The organism is Synechococcus sp. 60AY4M2, from assembly GCF_002760375.1.
Lineage (GTDB): Bacteria > Cyanobacteriota > Cyanobacteriia > Thermostichales > Thermostichaceae > Thermostichus.
In genome coordinates, this window is record NZ_AUMZ01000001.1 from 2,296,671 (window position 1) to 2,320,570 (window position 23,900).

Consider the following 23,900-nt stretch of genomic DNA (forward strand, 5'->3'; position numbering starts at 1 on the left):
GTTGAGGAGTTGAAGAAGTATGTCGAGCAGCAGGCAACGCCCAGATTGTGAGACTCAGGGGCATTGAACCCCTTCGTCTCACCGCCTATCCCCCATCCCGCCAAGCTGCGCTGTGGCGGGAGTACCCCAGAGGTTCTGATGGCAGCTTTTTCCGACCAGCTCGGAGAGAGCGGAGGGGATCCCTTAGAAGTGGAAAAAGCTGTATTCGTCGACTAGGGAGCTGATGAGGGAGCAAGAGCTACTGGAACGACTGCCCTTGGCGCAGCGTCTGGCGGAGTTGAGGGCCCGCATTCAAGAGATCCCGCTGCATAGGGTGCAGTTGGAGGGATTAAATCTGGCGGGAGCAGAGTCCTGCTGGGCCGCCTATCGGGAGCTGGGGCAAGGCGAGATGCCGCTGCTGTTTTTGCACGGCTTCATGGCCACTCACGCCAATTGGTGGCCGCTGATGCAAGGGTTGGGCGACCGATACCGCTGCATCGCCCTGGATTTGCTGGGGTTTGGTCAGTCCAGCCAACCGGCTCTGCGCTACGACATCGCCGTGGAGGTAGAGTTTGTGCGCGGGTTTGTCGAGGCGCTGCGCCTGCCTGAGCCGGTGTTGGTGGGCCACTCTTTTGGCGGCTGGGTGGCGGCGGCCTACGCCATTCGTTACCCCCTGCGGGGGTTGGTCTTACTGGCGCCTGCCGGGATCCGCGACGACAGCTTTGTCAAACGCTACCGGCACATGCGGCTTTTGCTCCGGGAAGGCGCGTGGGTTGATAGGCTGCTGCGAGCCGCCATCCCCCTGGCCCGTTGGGGACGTTGGGAGGAGCGACTGGCTTGGCTGCTGTGGCTGCGGGGATCCCTGCGCCAACAGCCGGTGGCCCGCCAATTTCTCCGCCAGCGCCTGCGCCCCCAAGCTGCCGTCGATACGGTCGAACGTCAGCTTCATGCCATTCAGGTTCCCACCCTAGTAGTTGCCGCTGAGCGGGACGACACCATTCCCCTCTGGCATTGCCAAGCCTATGCGGAGGGGATCCCTGGAGCCCAGCTCAAGATCCTGCCCGGTGCTGGACACGCCATCCCCGCCCTGCATGCGGAGCAGGTGCTGCCCTTGATTCGAGAGTTTCTGGAGAGCTTGAGCCCAAAGCTGGACTAAGGGACGCCGACTCCTCCCTTTAGGCAAGGTGGCTTTCCCGGATTTAGACTAAGAAACCGCCCTCATGCCGAGCTTCTTAGGCCGGCAGACAGAGAACCCCCTCGGCATTTCGGCTGCCTCGGCCCCCCCGCCAAAGGGAGAGGGGAGCGGCAGGCAGCATACAGTTTTGCTACATCTTGCCATAGGCAGCGAGCTATAGACTTGGAGGGAGGTAGGCTGGCAGCGCGGCCGCTTTTTCCGGCAGATCCCTGGGAGGGCAGGAAGGGGAGTGGCGAAGATACCCATCTGGCTGCGGGGAGTGAGCTATGCCATCTATGGCTTTCTCTACCTGCCGATTTTGCTCATTGCTGTCTATTCCTTTAACCGCGCCCGCTTTGGGTTGGTGTGGACAGGCTTTACCTTCGATTGGTACTGGGCTCTCTTTCGCAATGCTGCGATCTGGCAGGCCACGCAAAATACCCTTGTCTTGGCTGGAGTCAGCACCCTGGTGAGCACGCTGCTGGGATCCCTTTTGGGCTATGGGCTGTACCGCTACCGCTTCCCCGGCCAGAAGGCTGTGCAGGGACTGCTGCTGTTGCCGGTGGTCGTCCCCGACATTGTGATGGCCATTACCCTGCTGTTGTTTTACCAGTTGGTGCGCGCCTACACCGGCTGGTTTGAGCTGGGCCTGGGGACGATGGTGATTGCCCACATCACCTTTCAGATTGCCTTTGTGGCCATCGTGGTGCGCAGCCGCCTGCAGCTTTTGGATCCGGCTTTGGAGGAAGCCGCCTACGACCTCTACGCCAACACCTGGCAGAAGCTGCGCTACGTCACACTGCCGCTGGCCATGCCAGGGATCCTGGCCGCGGCGCTGCTGGCCTTTACCCTCTCCATCGACGATTTTGTGATCTCCTTTTTCACCAGCGGGCCCGAAAGCCAGACCCTGCCCATTTTGATCTACAGCACGGCGCGGCGAGGGGTGACGCCGGAGATCAACGCCCTCTCCACCGTGATCGTCGCGATAACCTTGGTTGCCGTGATGGGCTTTCCCCTGCTCAGCCGCTCCTCTAGGGAGAGGGGCCGGGGGTGAGGGATCAAGTATTGAAATAGCGGGCCGCCGGGTGGTAGGCGACGATGGCGGTGGTGGACTGCTCAGGATCCAACTGGTCGCTTTCGTCCATCCTCAGGCCGATGCGCTCCGTCTGGAGCAGCTCCAACAAAACTCGCTGATCGGCGATGTTGGGGCAGGCGGGATAGCCGAAGCTGTAGCGGGAGCCGCGGTAGCCCTGGTGCAGGATCTGGCGGATGTCGGGGCTGTCCTCGCCGCCAAAGCCCAGCTCCCGCCGGATGCGGGCATGGCACCACTCCGCCAAGGCCTCTGCCAGGGTGACGGCCAGGCCGTGGAAATAGAGATAGTCGGTGTACTGGCCCTCGGCAAAGAGGTGCTGGGCGTAGGCCGTGGCCTCTGGCCCCACTGTAACTGCCTGCATGGGGAAGACGTCCACCAGGCCGGTGGAGCGGTCGGCGAAGAAGTCGGCAATGCAGAGGCGCTGGCCGCTCTTCTGGCGGGGGAAGGTGAAGCGGGCCAGCTCCCGCACCTGGGGAGAAAGCCGAGGGCGATCGACGGTGGGCAATTGCAAATAGGTGGTGGAGCCGGGCTCTAGAGCAAACAGCTCGGGGAAGCTGGCCGGGTCGAAGAGGATCACCGTATTCCCTTCCGCCTGCGCCGGGAAGTAGCCATAAACCACCTGCGGGCGCAGCAAGTCCTCGGTAACAATCCGCTCCTTCCAGCGCTCGATCACCGGCTCCACCTGGGTGGCGAGAAACTGGGCAAACTCCTCCGCCGACTGGTCGCGCGGCTTGCGGATCTGCCACTGGCCGGCCACCAGGGCCTGCTTGTCGATGTAGAAGAAGACCTCCGGCCAGGGGATCTGATCCGGCTCGAGAACTTGGGATCCCCAGAAGGGGGGGATGGGCCGCTCGGTATCGAGGGTAACCGCCTCGGAACGACGGGTGTCTGCCCCGCCGTCGCCAGCCGAGACAGCAGGGGCAGGAGCGGCGCCCACGGTCACCTCTGGAGCCGGCAAGGTGGGATCCCTTTCCTCCACGGCTGCCGCAGCTCTCCTCTGGCGGTTGTCAGAGCGGGATCCCAGCTCGAAGTTATCCAGAAAACCCAGCCGGTCATCCCAGCGCCCGGCCGCCTTGGCCTGCATCAGCCGATCCATAAAGTGCAGGTCGGCAAAGGCGTCGCGGCCGTAGATGACTTGGCCCTTGTAGGTCTGGCGGCAGTCTTCTTCCACAAAGCGGCGGGTGAGGGCCGCCCCTCCCAAGATCACCGGCACGGTAATGCCCCGCTCGTTAAACACCTCCAGATTCTCTTTCATAAAGGCGGTGGATTTCACCAACAGGCCGCTCATGGCAATGCAGTCGGGCTTGTACTTTTCGTAGGCCTCGATGATGTTTTCCACCGGCTGCTTGATGCCCAAATTGATGACCTTGTAGCCGTTGTTGGTGAGGATGATGTCCACCAGGTTTTTGCCGATGTCGTGGACATCCCCCTTGACGGTGGCGATCAAGAAGGTGCCTTTGCACACCTCCCCGCCTACTTTTTCCATGAAGGGCTCCAGGTATTTCACCGCCGCCTTCATGGTTTCTGCCGACTGCAGCACAAACGGCAGTTGCATTTTGCCGGCGCCAAAAAGCTCCCCCACCTCCTTCATGCCGTCTAGCAAAAAGGTGTTGATGATCTCCAGGGGGGGGTATTTCTGCAGCGCCTCTGCCAGGGTCTCCTCCAGGCCGATGCGCTCGCCGTCGATGATGTGCCGCCGCAGCCGCTCCTCCAAGGGCAGTTTGGCCAGGGATCCGGTCGCCCGCAGCTCCTGCCCGGAAACCCCCGCAAACAGCTCCGTCAGCCGCGCCAGGGGATCGTAGGTGCAGATGCCCTCAGCGTTGAACTGGCGCCGATCCCAGATCAGATCCCGGCACACCTGCTGCTGTTCTTCCGGGATCTTGCTCAGGGGCAGGATCTTGGCGGCGCTGACGATGGCGGCATCCAGGCCGGCCTGGCGGCACTCGTGCAAAAACACCGAGTTCAAGACCACGCGGGCTGCCGGCGAGAGCCCAAAGGAGATGTTGGAGATGCCCAAGAGAATGTGGGCCTCAGGAAAAGCCTGGCGGATGCGGCGGATGGCCTCCAGGGTAGCCGCCCCGTTGGCCCGGTCTTCCTCGATGCCGGTGGAGATGGGCAAAGCCAGCGGGTCAAAGAAAATCTCGTAGGGCGGGATCCCGTACTCAACGGCCTGGCGATAGGCCCGCTCGGCAATCTGGAACTTCTTCTCGGCGGTGCGGGCCATGCCCTCCTCGTCGATGGTGCCGATGACCACCCCCGCGCCGTAGGTCTTGGCCAGCTCCAGCACCTTGAAGAAGCGCTCTTCCCCATCCTCGTAGTTGGTGGAGTTGAGCAGGCACTTGCCCCCGGCCACCTTGAGGCCGGCCTCCATCTTCTGCCAGTCGGTGGAATCCAGCATCAGGGGAATGGGTATCTGGGTCACCAGCCGCGAGACCAGCTCCCGCATATCCCGCACCCCGTCCCGGCCCACATAGTCCACGTTGACATCCAAGATGTGGGATCCCTCCCGCACCTGCTCCCGCGCCAGGGCCACCAGGCCGTCCCAATCTTCGGCATTCAGCAGCTCCCGCATCTTCTTGGAGCCGCTGGCGTTGAGCCGCTCGCCGATGATCAAAAAAGAGTTCTCCTGCAGGTAGGGCTGAGGGGCATAGATGGAAGCGGCAGCCTGGATGCGCTCGACGGAGCGGCGTTTGGGCCGCAGCCCCCGCACAGCCTCCACCAAAGCGGCGATGTGATCCGGGCGGGTGCCGCAGCAGCCCCCCACCACCGCCACCCCCAGATCCCGCACAAAGTGCTCCAGGTGGAAGCGCAACTGCTCCGGCGTGAGCTTGTAGTGGGCCTTGCCGCCGATGTTTTCCGGCAGGCCGGCGTTGGGGATGCAGGAGATGGGAAAGGGAGAATGGCGGGAGAGGTAGCGGATGTGCTCAGCCATCTTGTCCGGCCCGGTGGCGCAGTTGAGGCCCAGCACATCGATGGGGTAGGGCTCCAGGATGGCCAGCGCCGCCCCGATCTCCGTGCCCACCAGCATCGTCCCCTGCACCTCAAAGGTCAGAGACACCACCAGCGGCAGGCGGATCCCGCGCCGGGCAAACTCCTGCTGCACGGCCACCAGCGCCGCCTTGGTCTGCAGGATATCTTGACAGGTCTCGATGATGAGGAGATCCACCCCCCCGTCGATCAGGCCCCGCACCTGCTCGGCGTAGCTGGCCCGCATCTCGTCAAAACCGATGTGCCCTAGGGTGGGCAGCTTGGTGGTGGGGCCGATGGAGCCGGCCACAAAGCGAGGCTTTTCCGGCGTCGAAAACTCCGCCGCCAGCCGCTTGGCCAGGCGCGCTGCCGCCACGTTCAGCTCGTAGGCTTTTTCCGCGATCCCGTACTCGGCCAAGACGATCGAGGTGGCGCCAAAAGTATCGGTCTCGATGACATCGGCCCCCACCTCCAGAAAGCCCCGGTGTACCCGCTCCACCGCCTCCGGCTTGCTCAGCACCAGGATCTCGTTGCAGCCTTCTAGCTCCGGCCCGCCAAAATCCGCTGCCGTCAGGTTCTGGGCTTGCAGAGAGGATCCCATTGCCCCGTCGAAGACGATCACACGTTCCTGGAGATGCTGCAGGAAGGGATGGGTCATAGGCGGTGCGGCGCTGGCAGGGATCCTTTCCTTTTAAGGTAGTCTGATTTAAGGTAGCATTGAGCCACTTCCCCGGACTAGGCCAACCCAGGGATCCCCTAGACCAGGATCTCAGAGCCGGGACGGGGTGGGGTGAAGTTAAGATTTTCTTCGTCTGCCCCGTTGCTGTTTCCCCAAGGGCGGGCTAATTTAGGGAAGACATTTTGGTGTGAACGGCTACAGTTGCCTGCAGGGATCTTCCTCAAGGTCGCTTGCTGGCGGCTGCAATGCGCTCTTCTCCTTATAGGTTGGGGTGATTGAGGTGCTGAATATCCTGCCCTCTCAGTAAGTGGCCTGGATTGTGCCAGGGGATAGGCAAAGCCAAAGACTTGCCTTTCGAGATCTCAGGAGGTTTTACCCATCAAAACGGGTTTTGCGCCAGTTCGGTTAAACCCTATGAGCGATATCTGCTTCGAGATTGGCCTGAGCGATCGGTTGCCTAGAAGCGGGCGAGCTTGCCCGGCGCAAGTGGGGTTTGGGTCTGCGGAACTTGACTCCCTCCATCTGGCGTCAGGGGCCGCAGCAAAGTTGGAACCTGCTTCCCTCATTTCAGGGCCTAGAACCCCTTAGTCTCCTCCAGTTGTCTGTGATTAAAGTTACGAGGAACTCAGCATGGCTCAAGCAAAGGAATTGGTGCAGTCTGGTCATACGGCTCTTCTCGAACCGGATCTGGAAAGTTCATCCTCCATCCCTCTGGATGCGGACAATGAGGTGGATCCCCTCGAGACGGAACTGGATGCCAGTGACACTGATGCTTTTGATGAGGATGATGAGGACGACGAAGAGTCCCTCGAGGAGGATGCCGATGCTGCTGCCGCCGCTGCCAAGGGCCGTTCCAAGCGCAAAGCGGCCAGCAAGAAAAAACCCTACACCGATGACTCCATCCGCGTCTATTTGCAGGAAATCGGGCGTATCCGCCTGTTGCGGGCAGATGAAGAAATTGAGCTAGCCCGCAAAATTGCCGACCTGCTGGAGCTAGAGCGGGCTCGCGAGGCCGTTTTCCAGCGTATGGGCCTCTGGTCCGACCCAGAGGAGGTACCGGAGACGCTGTGGGCAGAAGAAGTGAAGATGTCCCTGCCCGAATTCCGGCGGCGCTTGCATCGGGGGCGACGGGCCAAAGAAAAGATGGTGCAGTCCAATCTGCGGCTGGTGGTCTCCATTGCCAAGAAATACATGAACCGGGGCCTGTCGTTTCAGGATCTCATCCAAGAGGGATCCCTAGGTCTGATCCGGGCAGCGGAAAAGTTTGACCACGAGAAGGGCTACAAGTTTTCCACCTATGCCACTTGGTGGATTCGCCAGGCCATCACCCGCGCCATTGCCGACCAATCGCGCACCATTCGCCTGCCGGTTCACCTTTACGAGACCATCTCCCGCATCAAGAAGGTCACCAAGCAGCTTTCTCAGGAGCTGGGCCGCAGGCCGACCGAAGAGGAGATCGCCACCCGCATGGAGATTACCATCGAGAAGTTGCGCTTCATCGCCAAGTCGGCTCAGCTTCCCATCTCTCTGGAGACTCCCATCGGTAAAGAAGAGGATTCGCGGCTGGGCGACTTCATCGAGTCGGAAGGGGAAACCCCCGAGGAGCGGGTGGCCAAGGTTTTGCTCCGAGAGGATCTGGAAAGCGTGCTGGAAACTCTTACCCCCCGCGAGCGGGATGTGTTGAAGCTGCGCTACGGCCTAGACGATGGCCGCATGAAAACCCTGGAGGAGATCGGCCAGATCTTCAATGTGACCCGCGAGCGGATCCGGCAGATCGAGGCCAAGGCGCTGCGCAAGCTGCGCCACCCCAATCGCAACAGTGTGTTGAAAGAGTACATCCGCTAGGATCCGGTCTTAGGATGGACTCAGTTGCCGCTGCCAACCGACGTGTGGAGCCTCTTCAGCATGAACCCCAATGAGACGCCGGATCCCAACTTTCCTGAGAAGGCCGACATAGAGGCCAAGGATGTACCTCCGGCCCAGGTGGAGTACCACGTGGAGGAGTTTAAGATCAGCGGGGACGAGCTGTTGGCCAAAATTCGCGAGCTGATCGAGGAGGCCAATGTTCGCCGCATTCTGATCAAAAATGCCGAAGGGCAGACGCTGATCGAGATCCCTCTGGGCGTAGGCGTGGCGGCAGGGGTGTTGGGGGCGGCTCTGTTCCCGGTGTTGGCGGCTGTGGGAGCGATCGGGGCTCTGGTGGCCAAGCTGACCATTGTGGTGGAGCGAACCCTTCGGGATGATTCTTAGCTGATCAACGTTGTTTTGAGCGTCCTGAACAATTGCGGCGCTTCTGGGCAGCCCTGACCTTCTACACTGCCTTGCCTTTGGGGCGGGCGGGCGGGCTACAGTTTGAGGGCATTGCCGCCTGGCTGCCGGCGGTGGGCCTGCTGTTGGGCGGGATCCTCACCCTGGCGGCGCTTTTGCTGCAGATTTTCCCGCCGCCGGTGCGAGCAGCTTTGCTCGTGGCTCTGTGGGTGCTGTTAACCGGCGGGCTGCACCTGGATGGGGTGGCTGACACTGCCGATGGGTTGGCGGTCAACGTCCCCAAAAGCTTTGCCGACGCGGAACGGCCAGCCGTCAACGGGCTATCCCGCCGCCTGCAGGTGATGAGGGACAGCCACACCGGGGCCTATGGGGTGCTCGCCTTGGTGCTGGTGTTGCTGCTGAAATTTGCTGCCCTGAGCAGCCTGCAGGTCTGGCCTCTCTTGCTCTTGGTGCCGGCCTGGGGGCGCTGGGGCCAGTTGCTCGCCATTGTCCTATACCCCTATCTGCGCAACCAGGGATCCGCCCGCTTCCTCAAAGACTCCACTTCCCTGCCGGGATCCCTGTGGCCGGGCACGCTGCTGTTGCTGGCCATCAGCGGGGGGGTGGGCTGGGCCGGGCTCCTGGCTTGGCGGCCTTTGCTGCTTTGGACGCTGGGATCCGCCCTGGGAGCCCTGGCCGTGGGCTATTGGCTCTACCGCCAGTTGGGAGGGCACACAGGGGACACCTACGGAGCTACGGTGGAATGGTCGGAAGCGATAGCCTTGTTGTGGGGATCCCTGCTTGGCCCGTCCTAGCCCCCCTCTCCTTTTGGGATTGGGAGAGGGGCCGAGGGGGAGGGCCTCTAGACTAGGCCAACTTGCTTGGCCAAGCCCAATTGTTGGCGGGCCGTTTGGCAATCCTGCCGGATCTGCTGGATTAAGTCTGCCACACTGGGAAACCGCCGCTCTGGGCGGATAAAGCCTTGCAGCGCCACCTGCACCTCTTGCCCGTAGAGATCGCCTGTCCAATCCAGCAGATGCACCTCAACGGTGTGCTGCAGCCCGGCAAACGTGGGCCGATGGCCAATGTTCATCACCCCAGGCAGGGCTGCCGCCTCAGCAGGCACATTCACCCAAACGCTGTACACCCCGTCGCGGGGCAAAAACTTCTCCGGCGGCAGGCGCAGATTGGCGGTGGGAAAACCCAGCTCTCGGCCTCGCCGATCCCCTGGCACCACCTCTCCGATCAGCCGGTAGGGACGGCCCAAGAGCTCCGTTGCCGCCGCCACCTCCCCCGTAGCCAGGGCAGCGCGAATGCGAGAGCTGCTCACCCGCTCCCCCTTCAGTTGCGCCTCCGGGATCACCTCCACCGGAATGCAGCGCTCGGATCCCCAAGCCTGGAGAGTTTGGGCATTGCCCGAGCGACGGTGGCCAAAGCAGAAATCCCAGCCGACGCTGAGATGGCGAACGCGCAAGCCCTGTTCCAGTACTGTTTGGATAAACTCTTGGGGCGGCTGGCGGGCAAAGGCAGGAGTGAAGGGGAGCAACACCACCTGCTCAAAACCCATCTGCGCCAGCAGAGCCAGCTTTTCGGCAGGGGGAGTGAGCAACAGTTGCCTGCGCCCCGTCAATACTTCTTGGGGGTGAGGATGAAAGGTGAGAACCGTGCGCACCCCCTGCAGGGAGTCGCGAATGGGCTGCAGCACTTTCTGATGGCCCAGGTGCAAGCCATCGAAGTTCCCGATGGCAACGGCGGTGGGTCGCAAGGTTTGAGCCAGGTCAGAAGTTACGTGCACCGCTTGGGATCCCGAACAACAGCTGATTAACCACCGCCCGACAATCTCTACCAGAGGGGCCAAAGCAAAGCCATCAGCCCGCTCAGGCCGGCCACAGCCCACAAGCTACGTCGCAGGCGCTGCAACACAGGGTCGATTTGATAGTGGACGATCAGCCGATGCTGCGCCAGCTCCTCGTCCGATTTCGCGTAGATCGCCCCATCGTACCAGCCACTTTCTTCATAGGGGATCCGCGCCTGCACCAAGCGCCGCCGCACATAGGCCCATCCCAAGTAGAGGTGGAGCAACACCAGGCTGAGCAAGGCATTGGCCCCCAGCACAGACCCAGAGACGAAGTGGCCCCAATCCCCGGCAAAGCTGCCCCAGACCAGCGGCGAAACCGCCAGCACGACCACCCCCCAAACAGCGAAGATTCGCTTGAGATAGGGGATCCACTCCAAAGCGGGCCAGGAAAAAGGAAAAGACTCCCTCAGCTCTGCATACTGCCGCAGCGGCTGTTGCTCAGCAGGAATGGGATGGGAGGGATCCACCATATGGCCTTAATGTATCTACACAAAATGATACTGGCAGGCCCAGCCCCCCGCCAAGCCCAGCCCAGCCGCAGTTCAACCGAGGAGAAGAGGAGTATCGTATTAGAGTGTGGTCGCATCTACCTCTCGTTCTACCATGAGCGTCCCAGGCGAACCTGCCGCCACCACCGCCCCCTATGTGATCCTGAGAGAGCCGGACGGCAGCCAGAGGAAGTACATTCTCGCCGGAGCGACCGCTTGGACGCTGGGCCGCGATGAAGACAACGCCATCGTCCTGACCGATCCCAGCGTTTCCCGCCAACATGCCCTGCTGCAATACCTGGACAACAACAGCATCTATCTCATCGATCTGGGCAGCCGCAACGGCTCGTTCGTCAACAATCGCCGCGTCAGCATTCCCACCCTGCTGCAAGATGGAGATCACCTCACCCTCGGACAATCCCAGCTCGAGTTCCACAGCGGATCCCTGGCCAGCCCAGAACCCAGTCCTGCGGCCAAACTGTCGGACACCCTGGTTTTGCAAACCCGCTGGCTGATCTCGGTGGCCGTGGTGGATGTGCGCGGCTACGGACAACTGACCCAGCAACTGGACGAGCGCCTCCTCTCCCAGGTGATGGGCGATTGGTTCCGGCGCGGCGGAGATATCATTCAGCAGTACGGCGGCACTGTCGATAAGTACATCGGCGACGCGATCATGGCCGTCTGGTTTCATGCGCCCCAGGCCAATGAGGATCCCTTACAAGCTGAACAAGTGGGGATCGAGCTCGACGTGAAGTCGGTTTTGCGGGCCATGGTGAAGCTGTTTCAGATGACCGAGCAACTGAACGGCGAGTTTCCGCTGCCTTCTCCCCTGCGCCTGGGGGCGGGCGTCAACACCGGCTCGGCCATTGTGCGCCAGGTGGGCAACAACACCCGCCAGGAATACACCGCCCTGGGCGATACGGTCAATTTGGCCTTTCGCATCGAGAGTGTTACCCGCACCCTCAACGCCGACTTGGCCATCAGCCACGACACCTATACCTGCTTGGCGCAACAACTGGGACAGGCAGCTACCTGCTTTGCGCAGCAGGCGGTTCAGCTCAAGGGATATACCCACCCGCACCAGGTGTACTACTGCGATGTGGGGGCTCTGCAGGCCGTTCTCGGCACCTAGACCCCGCATCCCGATAGCTGGGGACGGCTCGCCGGGCCATGGGATCCCGCTGTTCTTCCAGAACCTTCTGCCGCTCTGTCGGCCGATGGGAGGGCAAGGCCCTTTCGACCGCACAAGAGCCCGACTCCTGACTGGGGTGAATCGGTGGTGGCAGAGCTTGATCAGGGGGAAAACCTGCGCAAAAGCTGCGGATCCACCTCGCCCACATAGGTATTCAGCCCGATAGCCGTGGCGATCAAAGCCCCATCCACCTCCACCCGCCGGTACTGGGCGATGGCCTCTGCCAGGGGCACATCCACCACGCGCCGATTTTGCCAGGCCACCATGCGGTCGTACTTGCCCTGGGCGATCAAGTCCACAGCCGCCACCCCAAAAGCTGCCCCCAGCAGACGATCCAAAGGAGAAGGGGTGCCTCCCCGCTGCAGATGGCCCAAAACCATCACCCGCGTCTCGATGCCGGTGCGCAGCGCGATCTCGTTGCCGATGTAATAGCCAATACCGCCGTAGAGAGACTGCCCCAGGCTGTTGGTGTAGGTCACCGGCTCTCCCGACTCGGTGCGAACAGCCTCCGCCACCACCACAATGCTGAAATTGTTGCCCCGCTCTTTGCGGTCGAGGATTCTTTTGCAGACGTTTTCCAGCTTGTAGGGGATCTCCGGGATCAGGATCACATGCGCCCCCCCGGCGATGCCAGCGCTGAGGGCAATGTGACCGGCATCCCGCCCCATCACCTCCATGACCATGACGCGGCTGTGGCTGATGGCCGTGTAGGTGAGCTGATCCAGAGCCTGCACCGCCACGCTCAGAGCCGTATTGAATCCCACGGAATACTCGGTGGCGCCGACATCGTTGTCGATGGTCTTAGGGATCCCGACAAAGTTCCAATCCCCCTGCAAAGCTAGCTGCCGGAGAATGGCCAGGCTGCCATCTCCCCCCACCCCAATGAGCGCATCCAACCCCAGCCGGTGGTAACCCGTGATCACCTCTGCCGAGCGATCCACCAAGCTGCCATCGGGCATGGGATAGGCGAAGGGGTTGCCCCTGTTCACCGTACCCAGAATGGTGCCGCCATAGCGCAAAATGCCCGAAACCCGCTTCACGTCCAGCAGCTCCGCTTCCACCGGTCGCGCCATCAGACCTGCGGTCGCGTTTTTGATGCCGTAAACCTCCATGTCATAGTCGCGGGCCCGCCGCACCACCGCCCGGATGACGGCGTTGAGGCCGCCACAATCGCCACCGCTGGTGAGGATCCCAATTCGCTTCCGTTTCGGCATGGTGCTCTAGGATGAACAGTTTGAACAAAAAAATTAAGAACTTCTTCGCTCCGCAGTTTCGAGCCGACTAGACTCTACTCCTGCAAGTGGCTTACAGCGGGCCCTGGGCCCTAGCAAGCTGTAGCCATGGGGCGCTTGACCAACCGCAGAGAAGGGAAGGCGACGGCTGGATTGATTATGTCCAGCCCTTGGGACCAAGATGCCTAGCAGAGTTTGCAGTGGGCGAGCGGCTCCGCAGACAAGACCAATTGTTCAGCATCCTTCACAACAAAGAATTAAGAAATATTGCTTGGCAAAGCTAAGTTTGGAGCAGTTTCCGCTATCTCTGAGGATAGATCTTGTAGGCAAGACTTGGGGGGAACAACTTGCCAAAAAACCAAAATTATTTGTTAAGCAACTTTGATCAAAACCCATTCAGGCCAATAAGGGTAGAGATGATGGAGATATAAGGATCGGGTCTGAGTTGGGAGAAGCATTATGACTCAAACCATTGCCCAATGTGGGCTGCGGGGGGCCTCAGAGCTGCTCAGCCGTTACCGGCAAGGAGAGCGTCACTTTCCCCAATCTTGTCTGGAGTACGCCTTCTTGCGGGGGGTCGATCTGCGCCGGGCCGACCTGCGCGGGTCTGACTTGCATGGGGCCAACCTGCGCTATGCCAACCTGCGCGGCAGCAATCTGGCCAATGCCGACTTGCGCTGTGCCGATCTGCGCTATGCCGACCTGGAGGGAGCCTGTTTGGAGGGAGCCAATTTAAGCGGAGCCCAGTACAACCACAACACCTGCTTCCCCGCCGGTTTCGATCCGGTAACGGCAGGGATGCAACGGTTCGAGTTTTAGTCAAGCTTTCAATCAAGGCGGGTGCTGCCTTGCAGCCGCAGCAAGCTCTCTAAAAAAATCGGGATCCCCAGGCGGGGATCCCAGGCTGTTTATCGGGTTAGCTAGGGCTGCGTCCGGAAGCTCTTCACCTCCAAGACCGGCCCCACCTGAGCCACCGTCACCATATCTTCTTTGAGCTGTCCCTGGATGGTGACTTCCAACCCCTCTTGTAAGAGCTCTTTGGGGGCGCGGAAGAGGGCGTAGTGCTGGCCGGAAGGGAGCGTCAGCACCCACACCCCCCCTTCGATATCCAGGAACTCGATGGTACCGCTGTATTCTTGCATCACTTCCTCAGCGCTAAACCGGTGCTGCTGGGCTGGGAATCCAGGATGGCTTGCGCCCCCAAATAGGCCAGGCCCAGGCAGAGCAAACCATTGAGAAGCAAGAAGGAGCGCCCCAGCCAAGCAGAGGATCCAAGCCATAGTACCCCCTCATAGAACAGGGATCCAGCTAGAAGCAGATGGGAGGCCATGCCGATGGAGAGGCCGACAACCGCCCAACGCCAGCGCCGATGTCCCAGGAGCAGCACCATCAACAGCCCTGGGATCAACACGCTGGCAAACAAGGGGTTCAAGGCATTGGTCTGGGCTAAGGCCGTGCCCAGCTCCGGCAGGGAGCTCCCCGCCAATTGGAAGGGCCAGCGAGGGGCACCCACAATGGCCAGGCCCTGCAGCGGGAAGAGGCCGGCGCTGCCCAGCAGGATCCCTCCCAGGAGGGGCGCCGTTGCCAGCATGGGCTTGGGAGCCAGCCACCAGCGGATCAGCACCAGGATGATGTAGCCGCCCACCACCATCAGCAGCTTGGGCACCAGGGCAATCGGGCCGCCGTCAAACCAGAAGCGAGGGTTGAGGTAGCCGTTGTTGTTCAGGTATTGCAGGAAGTCCTTCAGCCACAGCAGCAGGGGGTTCTCCTCTTGCTGACCGGTGGCCCTGGCCAGCGCCTTGGCAGCATCCAGACGACCGGCGCCGTAGAAGTTCTGCTTGTCGCCGGGCACCGGGGTGGCCGACATCTTCAGCACCTCTTCCACCTTGTCCGGATCTTTGATGCCCTGAGCCTGGATCAGCGCTGCTACGCCGGCCACGTGGGGAGTGGCCATGCTGGTGCCTTGGAAGTAGGCAAAGACCGGCTCGTTGGGGTTGCGTCGGTTGATGGTCTGCTGCAGAATGCCGTGCTCAGGATGCTCGGGAGTCTTGGCCCCGCCGGGAGCGGCGATATCTACCCCAACCCCATAGTTGGAGTAGGGGGCTTTGCTGCCATCGGGCCCGGTGGCCGAGACGGCGATGACATGCGGGTAGCGGGCCGGGTAGCTCACCTGGCTTGAGTTTTCGTTGCCGGCGGCGGCGATGATCGTCACCCCTTTGCTGTGGGCATAGGCTACGGCCTCCTCCATCAGTCGGGCCGAAGCGCGGCTACCCAGGCTGAGGTTGATGATCGTGGCGCCGTGGTCGGCAGCATAGCGGATCCCTTCCACCACGTCTGACAGGGATCCAAAACCATTGGCATCCAGCACCCGCACCGGCATGATCTTGGCCTTGAAGGCAACCCCGGCCACGCCTAGGGTGTTGTTGGTGGATTGGGCGATGGTGCCGGCCACATGAGTGCCATGGCCGTTGAGGTCGGTGGGATCCTCATCGTCGTCCACGAAGTCGTAGCCCTGCACAAATTGCGTTTGGGCCAGATCCGGCACCCGCGTCACCCCGGTGTCCACCACGGCTACCGTCACCCCTTCTCCCTGGGAAATGTCCCAGGCTTCCGGCATGCGGATGGCTCGCAGGTTCCATTGCTGGGGATAGAGGGGATCGTCGGGCACAAAAGCCGCCTGAAATTGGTAATTGGGGTGGGCATACTCGACCAGGGCTTCCCGCGAGAGCCGTTTGATGAGCCGCCGTGTGGCTCCTGGATGTTCCGCATCCACATCGAACAGGTAGATAGCCTCCTGGCGGGCAAAAGCGCTGTTGCTGCTGGGTCGCAGCGGCAAATTGTAGGCTTTGGCAAGAGCAGCGATCTCAGTGGGAGTGGCCGTGTTGACAAAGTTGACCACGATGCTGTCGTAGGGGGTGGATCCCTTGCCGCAGGCCGTCAGCAGCAGTGCCATCAGGCCAGCGCAGCAGAGACCCAACCAGCGTCTGAAGTTCATCATGCACGCCCTCGGGATCCAAAATTGTTGCCACCAGTATGCCCTCTGGATGGGCAATTGACCAGAAAATCAGCACGCTGCGTCACGAGCCTGTTCCTGTTGCCAACTTTTTCGGGGGCCACTCAGAAAACCCAGAAAAAGGGATCCCTCTGGCCAAACGATTTGTCCCGATGCATGATGGATCTGTAAGAACTTGAAATACTTCTTAACACCAGTTCTCAGTATCTCGTCATCACAGCCAAGAGAGGAACCAGCATGAGCATCGGATGGCAACGGATACTGCGCGTCGGGGCAAGCTTTTGCCTGGGGCTGTGGATTTGGCTAGGTGGGGGATCCCCGCTCTGGGCCCAGCCTGCTTTGCCAGTGGTGGAGATGGAGTTGCCGCAGCCGCCGGTGCCGGTTTTGGATTTGGCGGATCAGTTGACCAGCAATCAGGAAGCACAACTGGCCGAGCATCTGAACCGGTTGGAGGAAGAAACGGGCTGGAAGCTGCGGGTGCTGACCCAGTTTGACCAAACCCCAGGCCGCCAAGTGAAAGAGTACTGGGGCCTGAACGAGCGCAGCGTTTTGATGGTGGCCGATCCCAGGGGAGGCAACTTGCTGGCCTTTAACGTGGGAGACGCGGTGCGGGAGATCCTGCCGCGTACCTTTTGGATTGAGCTGCAATCTCGCTTCGGCAACCAGTTCTACGTGCGAGAGCACGGCACTCAGCGCGCCATTTTGGAAACCGTTGACGTTTTGGATCGCTGTTTTCACCAAGGGGGCTGCCGTGTGGTGCCCGGACTGCCGCAGGAGCAGTGGATCCTGACGCTGCTCACCTCTATCTTGGGCGGGATCGTCTTCGGGTTTGCCGGCAAACCCCGCCACGCGGAGGAGCTGTTTAACTGGCGTTGGGCTTTGCTTATCTCTCCCTTGTGGTTCATTTTGTTTGGGGCCTTCGGCATCGGCCCGGTGATCACCCGCACCCAGGATTGGCTCCCGCTGGTGCGCAACATCCTGGGCTTTCTCGCAGGAGCCTTGGTGATCTACTTGGCCCCCATTGCCCAACCGGCAGCGGAGCAGCAGTAGCCGTCCTGCCAAGTTGAGGCTAAGCTCCCTTCCCCTCTCCCTCTGGGAGGGGGGTGGGCCTCTGGGTCAAGAAAGCATCCCCCGCCTCTTGCCCCCCGAAGCAAGCCAGCGGCTGGGGGACAACTTCCCAAGAGAGAATGCTAGAATCGGTAGAGCTAAATTGCTGATGTAGCTCAGTTGGTAGAGCACTCGACTTGTAATCGAGCGGTCGTCAGTTCGAGTCTGACCATCAGCTTGGCAGGCGGCTCAGTCACTCAGCTTTGACTCTGGCAGTTTGGTTAGATTGACTTCAGGGGGATCCTTCATCCTCACCCCCTCAGATCCCCGCGCAGGGTATCTGCCAATTTGTTCCTTTGTTTGCTCTAGATGTCTATGTCGGGTCTGCCAGCCGCTACAGTTCGTCGATTGCAAAAGCTGCCCCAGGTGTCCTCGGTATGGGAAGGGGATTGCCACCGCCTACCAGGTTCGCTAGCCCTGGGATCCCAGATCTCCGCCGGCTTGGCTGAGGGGGAGTGCATTTTATGGGTGGATGGCGTTCAGGGCGTGGTGCGGGCCATGGAGGTGGTGCCTGCTGGCTCCGGCTTGGAGCCGATGGTGCGAACCTTGATCATGGCTATGGAGCGGCCCAATGCTGCCTTGCCGGCTCGTCCGCAAAAGGTCGTCGTGCGGGATCGGGAGGTGCAGTTTTTCCTGCGCGGCATTTTGCACGAGCTGGACATCAAAGTGGAATGCCAGCCGGAATTGCCGCTAATCGACGAGATCCTGCAGAGCTTTGCAGAGGCCAGTGAGGGGATCCCGCCGCCGCTGCCGGAGAACTACGCGAAGCTGCTGGCCGGCAAAGCCCTCACCCTCTGGCAAGATGCCCCCTGGGACTATCTAGAGGATCACCAAATCTTGGCGATCGAGCTAAATCGCTGGGATATTGAAACCCTCTACGTCTCGGTCATGGGGCGGCTGGGGATGGAGTACGGGGTTCTTTTTTATCGCTCGCTGCACTCCCTCAAACGGTTTCGCCAGGACGCGGGCCAACCAGAGACTTCCGAGGAGATGGAGGAAGCCTTCCTCAGGCAAGATTGTCTCTATCTCACCTTTCAAGCTCGCAATCCCGAACTCAACGAGCTATCAGACCTGGACTTGGCCGATCTGGATCCCGAAGAAATCGAGCCGAACTTCGGCACCATCCACCCTCTCGAGGGCCTGCGCGTTGTTTTGCAGGAAGATGAGGCGGCGGCTGTGGCGGTGGCTTTGGAGGCCTTGCATCGTTTTTTGAAGCAGTACCGCCGCAAGCTGGAAGAGGATTTCCAACCCTGTCAGGGGCGGTATCGCATTCCCAACCCCCAGGCCCCAGGGGAAACCCTCTCGGTGCAAGTGCGCACCTTGCCCGACTTGGCTGTAGAACTTCTGGAGCTAGAAGGAGACGAAGAAGAGCACACCCAAACCCTGCTGCGAGATGATCTGGTGCCTGAGGGTGCGCAGCTTAGCCTGGGCGTGCTGCCCTGGGCCACCGTAGAGGCGCTGCGCCGCACAGGGCAATGGCATCCTCTCCCCCAGAGTAAGCTGGTGCCAAGGGGTGAAGGGCTGCCGGTGGTGATCGTGCGCACCTCCCGCCCCAAGGCCAAGCAATTGATCGAAAACCTGCGCGGCGAAGGGGGGCCCCAGGGTGTTTGTTTTAACACAGGGGTGGATCCCTTTGCCGGCAGCCGCTACGACTTGGAAATTGTCCAAACGGGCAACCGCGACCTGCACCTGTTTGCAGAGTTTCCCGAGGACGATCCCGTGCACGCCAAAGCTCGCAGGCGCTGGGAGCGGCGTTGCCGCGAGACGGGCGGCTATTGTGGCCTGGTGGTGGCGATGGGGGTAAATTCCAACCGGCCAGAGCTGCAGGTACGCCACATTCTGGCCCTGTTTGAGATGCAGGCGCTCAACCCGACCCGATTGGGCCTGGGGCCTATGGTGCGCATTAGCCGACAGTTGCACTTTCCCTAAAGGCTTCCTGGGGCAGCCCCCAGCTAAGGGATCCCAAGACCGCCCAGGCCTCGCAGACGGCGTTTCAAAGCCTGAGGCTGGAGATATCCTTTGCCAAGCCTTTCCAGAGGCACTTTTTTGCCAGGGAAAGAGAAAGAGGGGGTCTCCTTGCGGAGAACTATCGCCCCGAGGCCCGACGCCGTAGCCTGTGAGCTGCAAGCAAGTGCGGCAGGGGCGGCCGTCCTGGGGTTGGAGGTGAGCCTGTGGCAGGTGTTGGGAATTTGATTTCAACCCCTTTCCATGATAGGAGGCAGCGGATCCCAGGTATCTTGCCAGCGCAAAGCCGCTTGCCGTAGCTGCGCCAAGTTGGCCGATCCGGTGCAAAAAGCGGCGATCCTCAGCTCCTCGATCACGGCTCGGAAGCTGTCCACCACCGCCTGGGCCCGCCCTCGGGAGACGGCGTGGAGAGCGGGAGCGGCCATGCCGACCACATCGGCCCCTAAGCGGATGGCTTTGGCTGCATCGATGCCGGTGCGGATGCCGCCGCTGGCCACCAGGGGCAGGTTGGGCAGGAAGCGGCGGATTTCCAGCAGGGCCAAGGCGGTTGGGATCCCCCAGTCCCGGAAGCTGTGGGCAATGCGTTTCTGGAGGGGATCGGTCTGGCGATGGGCTTCCACCTCGCTCCAGCTCGTCCCCCCTGCCCCAGCCACATCTAGGGCGGCCACGCCACACTCGGCCAGCCGCCGGGCTACTTGGGCGCTGAGGCCATTGCCCACTTCCTTGACCAGCACCGGCACCGGCAACTGGTTCACCAACTGCTCGATGCGGCGATAGAGGTTGCGCCAGTCGGGATCCCCCTGGGGCTGAACCGCCTCCTGCAGCGGGTTGAGGTGCAAAATCAGCGCATCTGCCTCGATCATCTCCACTGCCCGTCGCGCCTGCTCCAGGCCATAGCCGTAGTTGAGCTGCACAGCGCCCAGGTTGGCCAAAAGCAGAATATCCGGAGCCACTGGGCGCACCTGGTAAGTCTGGGCCAGCTCCGGGTGTTCTAAAGCTGCCCGCTGGGATCCCACCCCCATGGCAATGCCCAGCTCTTGAGCGGCAGCCGCCAGGTACAGGTTTAGCTCCCGGGCAGTGTCTGTCCCCCCGGTCATGCTGCTAATCAGCAGAGGGGCCTGCAGGCGTTTTCCCAGAAACTGGCAACTGAGATCGATCTCGGGCAGCAGCAGCTCCGGCAGCGCCACGTGCTCGAAGAAAAACCGCTCAAATCCGGTGCGGATCCCTCTGGCGTTTACGTCCTGCCGCAAAACAATGTCCAGGTGATCCTGCTTACGTTCGGAGATAGGGGATGGAGAATCGGCCATGGTCTGGATAGAGGGCTGTCCAACCGGTAGCGGGCGAACAACATTGTCCGAAGGTGGCCCGCTGTCTATGATGAGGGCGGGATCCAACCTAGTAGCCATGCAACCTTTGCACATCTTGCTGGCAGAAGGCAACCCTCATCTGCGCAGCTTGCTGGGTTGGCATCTGCAACAGGCACGGCACCGGGTTTGGGAAGCGGAGACCATTCGCCAAGCCAAAACCCTGCTGCAACAGCAGCCTGTCCACCTCTTAATTTTGGATGCGGAGCTGTCCAGCCGTGCCGGACTCCAACTATGCCGGTGGGCGCATCGCCATTGCGATGTGTTGATCTTGCTCCTCTCCCAACAGGGAGCGGAAGCCGACATCATCGCTTGGCTGAAGGCAGGCGCAGACGACTACCTCACCAAGCCCCTTAGTCTGCCCCTTCTGGATGCTCACATTCAGGCCCTGACCCGTCGGCTGCGGCGCAGCCTTCCCCCCACCTTCCTGCAGTATGGGGATCTGAAAATCGACCTGGTGCAGCGGCGCGTCACCCTGGCCGGCCAAGGCATCGACCTCACCCCGCAGGAGTTTAGCTTGCTGATGGTGCTGATCCAGGCCGATGGGGATCCTCTCTCGCGGCAGGAGCTGCTGGAGCGGGCTTGGCCCGATTCCACCGCCAACCCCCGCACCATCGATACCCACATCCTCTCCCTGCGCAAGAAACTGGAGCGCGATCCGCACCAACCCCGCCTCATTCACACTGTGCGCCAGGTGGGCTACAGCTTCGGCATAGAGCCGCCTCCTCCCTTGCAGCAGCCGAGTCGAGCTGCTGGCGCAACTGCCCCAGGATCTGGGCCTCAACAGCGGCGCCGTAGAGCTGCTTCAAGTGTCGGGTGAGTGTGAAGAGATGCACTTGCAGTTGCGTGGCTGCCTAGATGCAGTTTTCGGCAGGCAGGGTGACAAGGTAAGCCTTCACCCCAGGGGTAACTTTTGGGGGAGCGCCAAGTGCTTTGCCGTCCGCAAGCCCATCGCAGCAACGCTGTTGCCCTCGCTTGAGGTCGTTGAGGACAGTGGCGGGGTGGCATCCGAGAAACTGTGCAATGCAGGGTGCGCTCCGGTGTTGTGCGGAGAGTCGAATGGCAAGGGCGCGTGTACTTCGGTCGCTCAGCGGCTGTCTGGCAGGGAGAGACGCTCTCAGGCTTGGGTGAATCACTGCCTCTCCAAAGCGATTGTTTGTAGGGCGCAGGCAACCAACAGTCCTATTGCCTTGGAAGACTTGCCCCCCGGCCCCCCTGCCCCCCGTATACGAGGGGATTGAGGGGGGCGGTCGGAGCCGGTTAGTTTACTGCTGATGGCAAAACCTTGATCAGCAGCAACCGAGCTCCTGGGCTAGACCCCAACCCCAGAAAGCACCACCATCACCACCACCGCCGCAAAGATGATCAAAGCGTAAAACTGCGCCTTGCCGTTCTCCAGATATTTCATCACTTCGCCGCCGACCATGGTCGCCAGGCCCGTCAAGTTGACCACCCCATCCACAATGCGGCTGTCCACCTCCAAGGCCTCCCGCGCCACAAAGCGGGTGCCCCGCACAAAGACCCGCTCGTAGAGGTCGTCAATGTACCACTTGTTGAGGGAGAAGTAGTACAGGGGTTGCAGACTTTGGGGGAAGGTGCTGGGATCAATACGTTTTTGCCAGTAGATAAGACCCGCCAGGGCAATGCCGATCAGCCCAATGCCCACCGAGCTGCCCGCCATGATCAGAAACTCTGCCCAATCGAAGTGGCCGGCCAGCACCGCTTGCCACTCGGCGGCCACCTGGGCCCAACCAGTTTCTGCTGCAGACTCACCAGGCGCATGGATGAAAGCCTCGAAGAAGTTGGCAAAGGGAGTGCCCACCAAGCCGATCAGCACGGAAGGAACGGCCAGCGCCACCAGCGGAATCGTCATCGATGCCGGAGATTCATGCGGCTCGGCAGCGTGGCCATGCCCTTCGTGTCCCTCTCCCCCAGCTTCGGGATGGCTGCTGGGCTGGGGCTTTTCGTAAATGTTCATGGCTCCGGGACCATAGGCCGCCTCTTTCCCGGCAAACGCGTAGGCAAAAGCCGGCACCGGTCGGCCTTGGCTGACGGCCACCTCCTGCCGCAGCTTCAGGTTGGTGCCGCGAAACTCCCCTTCAAAGGTGAGGAAGTAGATGCGGAACATGTAGAAGGCGGTGATCCCCGCCGTGAGGAAGCCCACCCCCCAGAGGGCCGGGTTGCGCTCAAAAACCGCGGCCAAAATCTCATCTTTAGACCAAAAGCCGGCAAAGGGCGGGATCCCACAGATGGCCAGCGTGCCGATCAAAAACGTGAAGGCCGTAACGGGCATGAACTTGCGCAGCCCTCCCATCAGGCGCATGTCCTGGGCCAAGACCGGGTCGTGGCCCACCACCGCCTCCATGCCATGAATTACAGAGCCAGAGCCCAAGAAGAGCAGCGCCTTGAAGTAGGCGTGGGTCATCAGGTGGAACAAGCTTGCCCCATAGGCACCGGATCCCATGGCCATGACCATGTAGCCCAGCTGGGAAATGGTGGAGTAGGCCAGGCCCTTTTTGATGTCGTTTTGGGTGATGGCAATGCTGGCCCCCAAAAAGGCCGTGCCCGCCCCTGTCCAGGCGATGAGGTCCATGACTGGTGGGATCCCTTCCAGCAGCGGGAACATGCGCGCCAACAGGAACACCCCGGCGGCCACCATCGTGGCTGCGTGGATGAGGGCCGAAATGGGCGTGGGGCCTTCCATGGCATCCGGCAGCCACACGTGCAGCGGGAACTGGGCCGACTTGGCCACCGGGCCCAAGAACACCAACACCGCAAACAGGGCAACCAAGCTGCTGCTCACCGCGCCGTTGGCCACCATCTGCTCCACATTGCGAGCCAGCTCCTCGAACCCAAACGTGCCGGAAATCCAGTAGAAGCCCAAAATGCCCAGCAACAGCCCAAAGTCCCCCACCCGGTTGACGACAAACGCCTTCTGGGCTGCCTCCGCCGCTGCCTGCCGCTCGTACCAAAAGCCAATCAGCAGGTAGGAGCACATCCCCACCAGCTCCCAGAAGACATAGATTTGCACCAGGTTGGGGCTGACCACCAGGCCCAGCATCGAGGAGGCAAACAGGCTCAGGTAGGCGTAGAAACGCACATAGCCAGGGTCGTGGGCCATGTAGCCGTCGGAGTAGATCTGCACCAGAAAGGCCACCGTGGTTACCACCACCAGCATCATGGCGCTCAAGTGATCCACCACAAAGCCCATGTCCAGGGAGAAGGAGCCCGCCTGAGCCCAGGTGAGGGTTTTGAGAACGGTCTCATGGCCCTGCACTTGGCCGGCCAAGAGGGCAAAGGCGTGAACCATCGCCGTTCCCGTCGCGAACACGCTCAAGAAGGCGGCCAGAGAGCGGTTGGCCCTTGTCCAGGCATTGAACAGCAAAATGCCCAAGCCGAGTAAAAAAGCCGCCACCAACGGATAAACGGGGATCAACCAGGCGTATGCGTAGATGAATTCCATAGGAACTGGTGCTGAATGCGTCCTCTTGCAGTGATGAGCCCTTCTTGCTGGCCGGTGGCAATCTGTCTGTCGGGATCAG

General features: G+C 61.2%; 18 protein-coding genes and 1 tRNA gene. 11 read left to right on the forward strand and 8 right to left on the reverse strand.

The genetic code is table 11. The features are described 5' to 3' along the window. Positions 1-223: 223 nt before the first annotated feature. Both SYN60AY4M2_RS10095 and SYN60AY4M2_RS10100 read left to right on the forward strand, forming a co-directional pair. Entirely contained in the window at positions 224-1,135 is a 912-nt protein-coding gene (locus tag SYN60AY4M2_RS10095; RefSeq protein WP_228375314.1) for an alpha/beta hydrolase, read from the forward strand. Between the two features lie 268 nt (positions 1,136-1,403). Beyond that, a complete protein-coding gene (locus SYN60AY4M2_RS10100; RefSeq protein WP_206336834.1) occupies positions 1,404-2,207 on the forward strand; it encodes an ABC transporter permease in 804 nt (267 codons plus the stop codon). Positions 2,208-2,211: 4 nt separating this feature from the next. On the opposite strand, the gene metH is transcribed toward SYN60AY4M2_RS10100, so the two are convergent. Continuing rightward, positions 2,212-5,871 carry a methionine synthase gene (gene metH, locus SYN60AY4M2_RS10105; RefSeq protein WP_099812841.1) on the reverse strand — a complete coding sequence of 1,220 codons (3,660 nt, stop codon included), beginning with the start codon at positions 5,869-5,871 and terminating at the stop codon, positions 2,212-2,214. A 651-nt stretch (positions 5,872-6,522) separates the two neighbouring features. Between metH and rpoD the strand changes: the two genes are divergently transcribed. Genes rpoD through cobS form a run of 3 tightly spaced genes read left to right on the forward strand, consistent with a single transcriptional unit; the run spans position 6,523 to position 8,954 of the window. Beyond that, positions 6,523-7,737, forward strand: coding sequence for an RNA polymerase sigma factor RpoD (gene rpoD / locus SYN60AY4M2_RS10110; protein ID WP_011431207.1), 1,215 nt, complete (start codon positions 6,523-6,525; stop codon positions 7,735-7,737). A 24-nt stretch (positions 7,738-7,761) separates the two neighbouring features. Continuing rightward, the gene (locus tag SYN60AY4M2_RS10115) at positions 7,762-8,142 is read left to right on the forward strand and encodes a DUF4342 domain-containing protein (RefSeq protein ID WP_228375312.1); all 381 of its coding nucleotides are present in this window, start codon (positions 7,762-7,764) and stop codon (positions 8,140-8,142) included. A gap of 32 nt (positions 8,143-8,174) precedes the next feature. Further along, entirely contained in the window at positions 8,175-8,954 is a 780-nt protein-coding gene (gene cobS / locus SYN60AY4M2_RS10120; protein ID WP_099812842.1) for an adenosylcobinamide-GDP ribazoletransferase, read from the forward strand. 47 nt (positions 8,955-9,001) lie between these two features. On the opposite strand, the gene SYN60AY4M2_RS10125 is transcribed toward cobS, so the two are convergent. Further along, entirely contained in the window at positions 9,002-9,934 is a 933-nt protein-coding gene (locus tag SYN60AY4M2_RS10125; RefSeq protein WP_099813328.1) for a bifunctional riboflavin kinase/FAD synthetase, read from the reverse strand. 47 nt (positions 9,935-9,981) lie between these two features. Beyond that, positions 9,982-10,467, reverse strand: a complete 486-nt coding sequence (locus SYN60AY4M2_RS10130; RefSeq protein ID WP_099812843.1) for a CGLD27 family protein — start codon at positions 10,465-10,467, stop codon at positions 9,982-9,984. Positions 10,468-10,600: 133 nt separating this feature from the next. On the opposite strand from SYN60AY4M2_RS10130, the gene SYN60AY4M2_RS10135 reads away from it, so the two are divergent. After that, on the forward strand, positions 10,601-11,617 hold the full coding sequence (locus SYN60AY4M2_RS10135) for an adenylate/guanylate cyclase domain-containing protein (RefSeq protein ID WP_011431202.1): 1,017 nt from the start codon (positions 10,601-10,603) through the stop codon (positions 11,615-11,617). Positions 11,618-11,778: 161 nt separating this feature from the next. Here the strand turns inward: SYN60AY4M2_RS10135 and SYN60AY4M2_RS10140 are convergent, their stop codons facing one another. After that, positions 11,779-12,891 carry an ATP-dependent 6-phosphofructokinase gene (locus tag SYN60AY4M2_RS10140; protein WP_099812844.1) on the reverse strand — a complete coding sequence of 371 codons (1,113 nt, stop codon included), beginning with the start codon at positions 12,889-12,891 and terminating at the stop codon, positions 11,779-11,781. Between the two features lie 477 nt (positions 12,892-13,368). On the opposite strand from SYN60AY4M2_RS10140, the gene SYN60AY4M2_RS10145 reads away from it, so the two are divergent. Continuing rightward, a complete protein-coding gene (locus tag SYN60AY4M2_RS10145) occupies positions 13,369-13,728 on the forward strand; it encodes a pentapeptide repeat-containing protein (protein ID WP_011431201.1) in 360 nt (119 codons plus the stop codon). 101 nt (positions 13,729-13,829) lie between these two features. On the opposite strand, the gene SYN60AY4M2_RS10150 is transcribed toward SYN60AY4M2_RS10145, so the two are convergent. Together SYN60AY4M2_RS10150 and SYN60AY4M2_RS10155 are read right to left on the reverse strand one after the other, a co-directional pair. After that, positions 13,830-14,051 (reverse strand): hypothetical protein, encoded by a 222-nt coding sequence (locus tag SYN60AY4M2_RS10150; RefSeq protein WP_011431200.1) that lies wholly within the window; start codon positions 14,049-14,051, stop codon positions 13,830-13,832. Continuing rightward, complete coding sequence (locus SYN60AY4M2_RS10155) at positions 14,051-15,907, reverse strand: S8 family serine peptidase (protein ID WP_011431199.1); 1,857 nt, start codon at positions 15,905-15,907, stop codon at positions 14,051-14,053. The genes SYN60AY4M2_RS10150 and SYN60AY4M2_RS10155 overlap by 1 nt, the downstream gene beginning before the upstream one ends. Before the next feature lie 369 nt (positions 15,908-16,276). Between SYN60AY4M2_RS10155 and SYN60AY4M2_RS10160 the strand changes: the two genes are divergently transcribed. The 3 genes from SYN60AY4M2_RS10160 (at position 16,277) to SYN60AY4M2_RS10170 (ending at position 18,958) form a co-directional block, all read left to right on the forward strand. Further along, positions 16,277-16,972, forward strand: a complete 696-nt coding sequence (locus SYN60AY4M2_RS10160) for a TPM domain-containing protein (RefSeq protein WP_011431197.1) — start codon at positions 16,277-16,279, stop codon at positions 16,970-16,972. A 162-nt stretch (positions 16,973-17,134) separates the two neighbouring features. Continuing rightward, positions 17,135-17,207 (forward strand) — tRNA-Thr (locus SYN60AY4M2_RS10165). A 188-nt stretch (positions 17,208-17,395) separates the two neighbouring features. Beyond that, positions 17,396-18,958: a hypothetical protein gene (locus tag SYN60AY4M2_RS10170; RefSeq protein WP_228375309.1), complete on the forward strand. Its 1,563-nt coding sequence runs from the start codon at positions 17,396-17,398 to the stop codon at positions 18,956-18,958. A gap of 266 nt (positions 18,959-19,224) precedes the next feature. Here SYN60AY4M2_RS10170 and fni read toward each other — a convergent pair whose 3' ends face one another. Next, entirely contained in the window at positions 19,225-20,301 is a 1,077-nt protein-coding gene (fni, locus tag SYN60AY4M2_RS10175; protein WP_041438548.1) for a type 2 isopentenyl-diphosphate Delta-isomerase, read from the reverse strand. 97 nt (positions 20,302-20,398) lie between these two features. Here fni and SYN60AY4M2_RS10180 point away from each other — a divergent pair, with 97 nt between their 5' ends. Beyond that, positions 20,399-21,178: a response regulator transcription factor gene (locus SYN60AY4M2_RS10180; protein WP_099812846.1), complete on the forward strand. Its 780-nt coding sequence runs from the start codon at positions 20,399-20,401 to the stop codon at positions 21,176-21,178. Positions 21,179-21,670: 492 nt separating this feature from the next. Here the strand turns inward: SYN60AY4M2_RS10180 and SYN60AY4M2_RS10190 are convergent, their stop codons facing one another. Further along, the gene (locus SYN60AY4M2_RS10190; RefSeq protein WP_099812848.1) at positions 21,671-23,821 is read right to left on the reverse strand and encodes an NAD(P)H-quinone oxidoreductase subunit 5; all 2,151 of its coding nucleotides are present in this window, start codon (positions 23,819-23,821) and stop codon (positions 21,671-21,673) included. Positions 23,822-23,900 lie beyond the last annotated feature (79 nt).